Source organism: Halanaerobium congolense, from assembly GCF_004366375.1.
GTDB classification, from domain to species: domain Bacteria; phylum Bacillota; class Halanaerobiia; order Halanaerobiales; family Halanaerobiaceae; genus Halanaerobium; species Halanaerobium congolense.
The window spans coordinates 19,709-28,934 of the sequence record NZ_SOEF01000035.1; the positions used below are offsets into that span (position 1 = coordinate 19,709).

At 34.8% G+C, this 9,226-nt stretch carries 9 protein-coding genes and 1 pseudogene; 9 read left to right on the plus strand and 1 reads right to left on the minus strand.

Going from position 1 to position 9,226, the window contains the following annotated elements; genetic code table 11:
* Positions 1 to 236 precede the first annotated feature (236 nt).
* The 9 genes from hisZ (at position 237) to hisIE (ending at position 8,084) form a co-directional block, all read left to right on the plus strand.
* Positions 237 to 1,502 (plus strand): ATP phosphoribosyltransferase regulatory subunit, encoded by a 1,266-nt coding sequence (gene hisZ / locus C7954_RS11325; protein ID WP_073160713.1) that lies wholly within the window; start codon positions 237 to 239, stop codon positions 1,500 to 1,502.
* Positions 1,502 to 2,143 (plus strand): ATP phosphoribosyltransferase, encoded by a 642-nt coding sequence (gene hisG, locus C7954_RS11330; protein WP_081374634.1) that lies wholly within the window; start codon positions 1,502 to 1,504, stop codon positions 2,141 to 2,143. Before hisZ ends, hisG begins: the two co-directional genes overlap by 1 nt.
* Positions 2,136 to 3,437 carry a histidinol dehydrogenase gene (gene hisD / locus C7954_RS11335; RefSeq protein ID WP_089655398.1) on the plus strand — a complete coding sequence of 434 codons (1,302 nt, stop codon included), beginning with the start codon at positions 2,136 to 2,138 and terminating at the stop codon, positions 3,435 to 3,437. The genes hisG and hisD overlap by 8 nt, the downstream gene beginning before the upstream one ends.
* Positions 3,438 to 3,510: 73 nt before the next feature.
* Positions 3,511 to 4,617 (plus strand): histidinol-phosphate transaminase, encoded by a 1,107-nt coding sequence (gene hisC, locus C7954_RS11340; RefSeq protein WP_073160717.1) that lies wholly within the window; start codon positions 3,511 to 3,513, stop codon positions 4,615 to 4,617.
* A gap of 12 nt (positions 4,618 to 4,629) precedes the next feature.
* Positions 4,630 to 5,217: an imidazoleglycerol-phosphate dehydratase HisB gene (gene hisB / locus C7954_RS11345; protein ID WP_073160719.1), complete on the plus strand. Its 588-nt coding sequence runs from the start codon at positions 4,630 to 4,632 to the stop codon at positions 5,215 to 5,217.
* Positions 5,218 to 5,823 (plus strand): imidazole glycerol phosphate synthase subunit HisH, encoded by a 606-nt coding sequence (hisH, locus tag C7954_RS11350; protein WP_073160721.1) that lies wholly within the window; start codon positions 5,218 to 5,220, stop codon positions 5,821 to 5,823.
* On the plus strand, positions 5,824 to 6,552 hold the full coding sequence (gene hisA / locus C7954_RS11355) for a 1-(5-phosphoribosyl)-5-[(5-phosphoribosylamino)methylideneamino]imidazole-4-carboxamide isomerase (protein ID WP_073160723.1): 729 nt from the start codon (positions 5,824 to 5,826) through the stop codon (positions 6,550 to 6,552).
* Positions 6,545 to 7,318, plus strand: a complete 774-nt coding sequence (gene hisF / locus C7954_RS11360; protein ID WP_073160725.1) for an imidazole glycerol phosphate synthase subunit HisF — start codon at positions 6,545 to 6,547, stop codon at positions 7,316 to 7,318. Before hisA ends, hisF begins: the two co-directional genes overlap by 8 nt.
* 73 nt (positions 7,319 to 7,391) lie before the next feature.
* On the plus strand, positions 7,392 to 8,084 hold the full coding sequence (gene hisIE, locus C7954_RS11365; protein WP_073160726.1) for a bifunctional phosphoribosyl-AMP cyclohydrolase/phosphoribosyl-ATP diphosphatase HisIE: 693 nt from the start codon (positions 7,392 to 7,394) through the stop codon (positions 8,082 to 8,084).
* Positions 8,085 to 8,342: 258 nt separating this feature from the next.
* Here the strand turns inward: hisIE and C7954_RS11370 are convergent.
* A pseudogene (locus C7954_RS11370) lies at positions 8,343 to 9,226 on the minus strand (IS4 family transposase); the annotation flags it as partial.

Here is a 9,226-nt window from a genome sequence, read left to right on the forward strand (position 1 = left end):
AAGTTTAGATATTAGTAAAGATGAAACGATTCTGAATTTGATAGATTAGAATGATTTAATTTATCAGATCAGAATTTAGTTTCATCTTTTTTTTTGTTAAATAGTGTTAAAATTAAGATATCACAAGAAATTGTTTAAATAACTTGACAGCTGACAAAAATATAATTATAATTAATACAACATTTTATTACTTTAATACGGTAAAGAACTAAAATAATAAACGGGAGGCAACATAGATGAATGCATTTGTAGAAGGTGTCAGAGATATTTTACCAGCAGAGTTAAGAAAGAGAAGAACTATTTACAAAGTAATTAGAGAGGTTTTTGAAGCAAATGCCTATCGAGAAGTAATTACTCCGACTCTTGAGTCTTTAGAGTTATATGCAGATGTTGAGGGTCTGGTTGATAAAAGTGAAATGTTTAAAGTGGTTGATGATAAAGGACAAATTTTAGTTTTAAGACCTGATTTGACAATGCCAATTGCTAGGTTGGCGGCAAGTCGTTTTCAGGATAGTCCACGTCCATTAAAATTTTCTTACTTAAGTTCAGCTTTTCAATCTAAAAACTCTCAAAGCTTAAGCCTTAAAGAAAAAACTCAAGCTGGAGTTGAACTGATTGGTTCAGCAAGTTTGGAATCTGATTTAGAAATGATTTTACTTCTAATCAAAACAATGAAAAAAGTCGGAGTAGAAAAACCAATGATTGATATAGGTCATGCTGATTTAATAAATGAAATATTTACAGACTTAGAAATTGAGGAAAACGAAAAAAGAGATTTGAGACAGCTGTTGGCTGCCAAAAATAAAATTGGAATAAAAAATTATATTAACGATATTGAGCTTACTAAAAATGCAGAACAAGTATTGTTGAGATTGCCTTCATTATTTGGTGATCCTAAAGCAGTTGTTAAAGAATTAAAAAATATGCCTTTATCAAGAGATACAAAGGAAGCTTTAAAGAAATTGGAAGAATTATTTAATAGATTAGAAATTTTTAACACTCTTAAACATGTCACTTTTGATCCGATGTTGATTTCTCGTCATGGCTATTATACAGGCCTTATATTTAAAGGTTATGCAAAAGGCTATAGTAATTTGCTTGCCAGTGGAGGTCGTTATGATAACTTAACAGAAAAATTTGGAGTTGAAGAACCAGCAGTTGGTTTTGCCTTAGAAATAGAAAACCTTCTTGATTATCTAAATAAAACCGATAATTTCAATGAAAAATCACAAAAAAGGTTTTTGATTTCCTTTGAAAAAGAAAAAGATTTTAAACTTGCTTATGAACTTGCAGAAGATTTAAGAAATATTGGCTTTGTAGCAGAAGTATATAATAGGGCTGATAGAGAATATATAGATTTTCAGCAGGTGGATTATAAGATTTACCTAAAAGTTGATGAATTAGAATTAAGAAAAAATAATGGAGAAGAAGCTATAATTCAAAAAAATAAGAAGGAAGCATTGGAGTATCTTATTTTAAATAAAATAGAGGAGTGGGAATAATGGATAATCTCTGTATTGCCATGGCTAAAGGAAGACTGGCTAAAGAAGCAGTTAAGCTCTTCCGCCAGGCTGATTATGATTTACCTGAGAAAATGCTAAAATCACGCAAATTGATTTTTGAAATAGAAAGTGAAAAACTAGAGATTATACTTGTAAAACCAGCGGATGTACCAATTTATGTAGAATATGGTACAGCTGATTTAGGAATAGTAGGTAAAGATACATTATTAGAAGAAAATCGTGATCTTTATGAGGTTTTAGATTTAAAATATGGAGTCTGTGAATTTGCATTAGCAGGACTACCAGATCGGAAAGATAGCTTACTGGAGAGAAAAGTTGCGACTAAATATCCTGATTTCACTCGTCGGTATTTCAGAAATAAAGGTGAACCAGTAGAAATAATTAAACTAAATGGATCAATTGAACTGGCTCCATTGACCGGACTTGCTGATACTATTTTAGATATTGTAGAAACAGGCAGAACCTTAAAAGAGAATGGACTTGTTGTTTATGAGAGTATTAGAGATTTATCTGCACGTTTGATTGTGAATAAAGTAAGTATGAAAACAAGACAAAAAGAAATTGAAATTATTATTGAAGCTTTAGATAAAGTAGTTAATGGAGATGGTAATAATGCTTAAGATTAAAAGAATCAAAGATGGCCGAAAAAATGTTGAACAAGTTAAAGAATTACTAGATAGTCGATCCGGTGATAACTTAGCGAAATATAGAGATGTTGCCGCAGATATACTTAAGAGGGTAAGAGAAAGTGGAGATCAGGCAGTTTTAGATTATACAGCTCGTTTTGATGGCATTGAATTTGAAGCTTCAGAACTAGAAGTAACTGAGATAGAAATTAGAGCTGCTTTAAAAGAAGTTGATGCTGATTTTATAGAAGCTTTAAAAAATGCAGCTGCTAATATAGAAGAATTTCATGCTGAACAAAAGGATAAATCCTGGCAGAAGCAGAAAAAGCCTGGAATTATTACCGGTCAGGTCTGTAGGCCGCTTAAAAAAGCAGGAGTTTATGTACCGGGAGGCAGGGCAGCCTATCCATCTTCTGTTTTAATGACTGTTATTCCAGCTAAAGTAGCCGGGGTTGAAGAAATTATAATGTTTACTCCTCCTGACAAAGAGGGTAAGGTAAGTCCGGTGATTTTAGCAGCGGCAGAAATTGCAGGTGCTGATAGAATCTTTAAGGTCGGTGGAGCACAGGCAGTAGCTGCAGCTGCCTATGGAACAGAAACAATTCCAGGTGTTGATATTATTGTTGGCCCTGGTAATATTTATGTTTCAATGGCTAAGGAATTGGTTTTTGGACAAGTGAAAATAGATATGATTGCTGGTCCTAGTGAAATTATGATTATGGCAGAAAAAGAATCCAATCCAGCTTACATAGCAGCTGATTTAATGAGTCAGGCTGAACATGACCCACTGGCATCTTCAATTTTGGTTACAGATGCACCGGAGCTGATTGAAAAAGTAGAAGCAGAACTAGAAAAGCAAATTGAAAAGATGAGTAATAAAGAAATTATCAAAGAATCCCTGGAAAATTTTGGTTTGATGATTGAAGTTAAAAATCCGGAAGCAGCAATGGAAATGATTAATTTAGTTGCACCTGAACATTTGGAATTGGCAGTTAAAAATCCATTTGAGCTGCTGCCGGCAGTAGAAAATGCAGGCTCAATCTTTTTAGGAGAATATACTCCTGAACCAATAGGTGATTATTATGCTGGTCCAAACCACGTACTGCCTACTAATTCTACAGCTAGATTTTTTTCACCACTATCTGTGCGAGATTTTGTTAAGTACTCAGGCTTTATTCACTACAGTAAAGCGGCACTTAAAGAAGCAAGTAATGATGTGATTTGTCTAGCAGAAGGAGAAGGACTTGACGCTCATGCAAATTCAGTTAGGATTAGAAAACAAAAATAAATGATTAGAAAAAAATAGCTGATTTAAAAAAAGATTTTTGTTGCAAAAGTGTTAAAAACTAAAGGAGGAAATTATGAGCAGTAATAATTTGAATAAAAAAGAGCAAAACTTAAAAGAGCTGCTGCGGCCAGAAGTTAAAGCGATTTCTCCTTACTATGGAGAAGAAGAAAATTTTGAGGTTGAAATAAATCTCTCAGGTAATGAATCTCCCTTTGATCTGCCTCAAGAGATTAAAACAAGATTTAAGAAAAAATTTGATCAGTATGATATAAATCGCTATCCAGAAATCTATTCGGAATGCCTGCATCAAACTCTGGCTGATTATTTAAGCCGAGAGCTGGATAAAGATGTAAGCACCAAAGAAGTTATAGCAGGTAATGGTTCAGATGAAATTCTTGATATGCTGATCAGAACTTTTGTTGAACCCGGAGATTTAGTACTTTCACAAGCTCCAACTTTTTCGATGTATAAATATTTTACTAAATTAAACGGTGGTCAATATGAAGAAATTTCATTAGATGAAGAATTTAATTTTAAGAAACTTAAAGCTAAAATAGATAAATTGAAACCCAAACTAATTTTTCTCTGTTCTCCAAATAATCCGACTGGAGAAATCATTGAACGTGAGCTGATTTTAAAGCTAGCTGATTATTTTGCTGGACCAGTGATAGTAGATGAGGCCTATGCAGATTTTAGTGAGATTGATCTAATGCCTGATATCAAAGACTACCCTAATTTAGCAGTGACTAGAACTTTCTCTAAGGCTTTTGGGCTGGCCGGTATTCGTTTTGGTTATTTGTATGGGAATCAAGTTTTAGTTGAAGAGTTAAAAAAAGTATTAAAACCATATAATTTAAACTCTTTAACTGATCTGCTGGCTTGTTTAATACTCGATAATGATGATATTATAAAAGAAAGAATTGAATTTATTAAAAAAGAACGGCAGAAGCTTTATCAAAATTTGAATCAGTATCAAAACTGGCAGCTTTATCCTTCGATGGCTAATTTTATTTACATAGAAGGTGAAAAGACTTTCGAATTCAAAAAGATTTTGAATCAGCGAAAAATTAAGATCAGATCTTATGATACTGAGCCGGCAGCAATTAGAATTACTGTCGGCAGTCAAGAAGAAAATGAGGCTGTCTTAGAAGCTTTTGCAGAATTTAAAGAGCAAAATTAGGAGTGGTTTATAATGAGTAGAGATCGAGTAGCAGTAGAGCAGCGTAAAACAAAGGAAACGGAAATTATTGCAAGTGTAAACTTAGATGGAGAAGGTAGGAGTGAAATTAAAACTGGAATTGGATTTTTTGATCATATGCTGGAACAGATTGCCCGGCACGGTAATATTGATCTGGAGCTTTCTGTTAAAGGAGATATCCATATTGATACTCACCACAGTATAGAAGATACAGGTATTGCTTTAGGTACAGCTTTTGCTAAGGCTCTTGGCAACAAAAAAGGAATTGCTCGTTTCAGCAGTGCTCTAGTTCCGCTCGATGAAACACTGGTGAGGGCAGTTGTTGATATCAGCGGCCGTCCATATTTATATACTGAGCTTCCATTTACAAGAGAAATAGTTGGAGATTTCCCTTCGGAAATGGTAGTTGAATTCATGCGGGCCTTTGCTTTTAATGCAGGGATTACACTTCATTTAGAGATACTGCACGGGGAAAACTGCCACCATCAGATTGAGGCTGTTTTCAAAGCTCTAGCTAGAGCACTAAAATTGGCAGTTAAAATAGAATCAGATAAAATACCTTCCACAAAGGGTGTGCTTTAAATGATTGCTATTATAGATTATGGAGCCGGAAATTTAAAAAGCATTCAAAAGGCTCTTGAATTTGTGGGGGAAGAAACAGTTATTTTAGAAGAAGGAAAAAATGCAGATCTAGATAAATATGCAGGTCTGGTTTTACCCGGTGTAGGTGCTTTTCCGGGCGCAATGAAAAGATTAAAAGAAAATAATTTTGTTGATTTTATAGAAAAATTTGTAGTCACAGGTAGACCATTTTTAGGGGTCTGTCTGGGAATGCAGCTCTTATTTGAGTGGGGGTTTGAAGATCAAAAAACAGCTGGTCTGAGTCTGCTCAAAGGAAATGTTATCAAAATGGAGACGGACTATAAGATTCCACATATGGGCTGGAATCAGCTGGAAATAATTAAAAATGATCCATTATTTAATGGCCTGCCCGAAAATCCTCATTTTTATTTTGTTCATTCCTATCAGTTAGCTGAAGTTACAGATGAGGTGCTGGCCACAGTTGGATATGGAACTACTGTTCCAGCAGTTATTAAAAAAGATAATGTTATCGCTTTTCAGTTTCATCCTGAAAAAAGCGGAGATAATGGAATTAAACTTTTAGAGAATTTTAGGGAGCTGTTATAGATGATAGTATTACCGGCAATTGATCTAAAGGCAGGAGAGGTGGTCAGGCTGAAGCAGGGAGATTTTGATCGCAAAACTGTTTACAGCCAGAATCCACTTCAGATTGCAGAGGACTTTGCAGCTAAAGGAGCAGAGTGGCTTCATTTAGTTGATTTAGATGGTGCTTCTGCAGGTAAAAGCAAAAATTTTAATGTAATCAAAAAAATTGCAGCAGAGACTGAGCTCAAGATTCAGACCGGTGGCGGAATCCGCAAAAAAGAGGATGTCAAACACCTGCTTGAGCTAGGAGTAAAAAGAGCAATTATTGGCACTTTGGCAGTTAAGGATCCTAATACTCTATCAGAAATAATTGAAGAATTTGGAGCAGAAAGTATTTTAGTAAGCATAGATGCTCGAGATGGTAAAGTTGCAACTTCAGGTTGGCTGGAAGCAAGTGAAAAAGATATGCTTGCTTTTGCCAAAGAAATGGAAGCTCTGGGGGTCAGATATATATTATATACTGATATAGGTCGTGACGGTATGCTCAGTGGACCAGATTTTGTAGGTTTAAAAAAATTAAAAAAAGAAACTAGTTTAAATATAATTGCTTCAGGTGGAATCAGCTCCAATCAGGATTTATATGATTTAGCAGCAGCAGATTTTTATGGAGCAATTACAGGCCAGGCTATTTATCAGAATAAAGTAGATTTAGAAGAAGTTTTAACAAAGCTGGGTGAAAAAAATGCTTAAAAAAAGAATTATCCCCTGTTTGGATATCAAAGACGGCAGGGTGGTTAAAGGTGTAAATTTTGTTGAGTTAAGAGATGCTGGTGATCCGGTAGAGTCTGCTAAAGAATATAACGACTTAGGTGCAGATGAGCTTGTTTTTCTAGATATTACCGCAACCAAGGAAAAGCGTAAAACACTAGCTAAGTTGGTTGAAAAGGTTGCGGCCCAAGTTTTTATTCCGCTGACAGTTGGTGGTGGAATCAGAACAGTAGAAGATATGCAGTTTATTTTAAGAGCAGGAGCGGATAAGGTTTCAATAAATTCGGCTGCAGTCAAAAATCCAGATCTGGTTCGCGAAGGTGCACTTAAATTTGGTTCACAGTGCATTGTCGGAGCTGTTGATGCAGCTAAAAGAGATTCTGGTGCGGGCTGGGAAATTTTTGTTCACGGAGGCAGTAAAGAAACTGGAATTGATTTAATTGAATGGGTCAAAGAACTGGAAAAGCTGGGAGCAGGAGAAATTTTGCTGACCAGCATTAATTCTGATGGAACCAAAGATGGTTTTGATCTGGAAATGTTAAAAGCTGTGACAGATGCAGTTAATATTCCAGTGATTGCTTCCGGTGGTGCCGGCAGTATTCAGCATTTTATTGATGTATTTAAGAAAACAGGAGCCGATGCAGCATTAGCAGCTTCCATTTTTCACTTTGGAGAAATTGCTATTAGGGATGTCAAATCTGAGCTGGTGAAAGCAGAAATACCGGTTAGAATTGAAAAAAGAAAATAAAGATTAAGTGCTTATAGAAATTTAGATTTAAATAGAGTTTAAATATTTTAATGTAGAAAGGATAGGTGGTTGAGTGTTAGAAGTAATTGAAAAAATAGAAGAGATTGATTTCAAATATAATGAGCAGGGATTAATGCCTGCTATTGTTCAAGATTATCAGACTAAAGATGTGCTGATGGTAGCTTATGTTAATGAAGAGTCACTTAACTTGAGTTTAGAAAAGGGTGAAACAGTTTTTTACAGCCGCTCTCGCCAGGTATTATGGCATAAAGGTGAGACCTCAGGTAATACTCAGGAAATTAAAGAAATTTATTATGACTGTGATCAGGATACAATTTTATTTTTGGTTGAGCCAGCTGGACCAGCCTGTCATACAGGTAAGACTTCCTGCTTTTATCGTAAAATTGCAGAAGAAACTGAGGTCAAAGCTGAAGAAATGATGAAAATGCAGCAGGAGGCTCAGAAGATCGAGGCAGAATTTGAGGCAGAAAAAGTAGTAGATTCTCTTTATCAATTAATTTTAAGTCGAAAAGAAGAAATGCCAGAAGGTTCTTATACCACTTATCTTTTTGAAGAGGGTATTGATAAAATTTTAAAGAAAGTTGGTGAAGAATCAGCTGAGGTTATTATTGCTTCTAAAAATGATCCCGATCAAGAATTGGTTTATGAAACAGCCGATTTAGTTTATCATATGCTGGTTTTACTGGCTGCAAGAGGAATCGAGCCTGACCAGATAAGAGAAGAACTTAAAAAGAGACATAAATAATTATATATTTTGAAGTACTAGGATCTAAATCTTTTTCTAGTGCCAAGTGCCAAATATTAAAGGCAGTTCTGAATTCTAGGGCTGTCTTTTTTTGTTTGTATGGTATAATAAAGGAAAAATAATCTCTGAGAAGGTGGTAGTTTGGGAAAATTATTGAAAAATTTTAAATATATAACTCAAACTTCGCACATAAATAACCTTTTTGCACCTTGAAATTTCAATATTTAGCAGAATTAAAGTAATATGATTTTCACTGTTTTAGGCAGATATTGGTAGATGTTCTACTAAGTTTTCTGGAAGTGCCATGATAAATGCTTCTAAAAGCTGATCCAGCTGTTTTGAAGTTAATGATAATTTGTCTTTAATTGTAGTAATAAAAACTTCCATCAGCATATGTATGTCCTGAATCCAGGTGATATCTGCCATTTCATCAATCAGAAGATAAAACATTTCCCCAAGTGTTCTGTCATCTGAATATTTTCTGTTTTCTACTGATAGTAACATGTATCTGGTAAAGACAATCGCTACATGAGCTGTCATGGCATCATATGATAGTGTTCTACATTCTTTACTCAGTTTTAGATACGACTTGCAAACCTTAAAAAATACTTCTATCTCCCAGCGTTTGCCGTAAATCCGGATAATTTCTTCTTCAGTTAGCTTCATGTCAGTACTGATTAGAGCAAGATATTCATTTCGTTTGTTACGGTTGCGAACATAGACAATGCGGGCAGGGATAGATTGTTCATCCTTAACTATAGTTACTTCCACTGATAACAGATAACGAGATCTACCACGACGTTTTCTGTTTTCTCTGAAAATCTTTGTTAAGGGCTGCATTTCACCATTGTAAAGATAATGCACTTTAGAGGTCTTTTTAGCCATTGCTATTACGTCATAGCCAATATTTTTGATAGTAATCAGAGAAGATGGAGAACAAAACCAGGTATCAAAAAGTACATGAGATGCTGGAATAGCTGCTTTTTTAGCAGCCTAAAGCCATATTTATACTGTTTTTTGGCATGATCATATATTTTGGCAAGCAGTTCAACTTTTTTGGATCTTGAACGCTCAAAGGTTGTATCATCAATAATCAGAACGTTTACACGATCATTATTTGTTAAATGCTCAATGCTGTCATC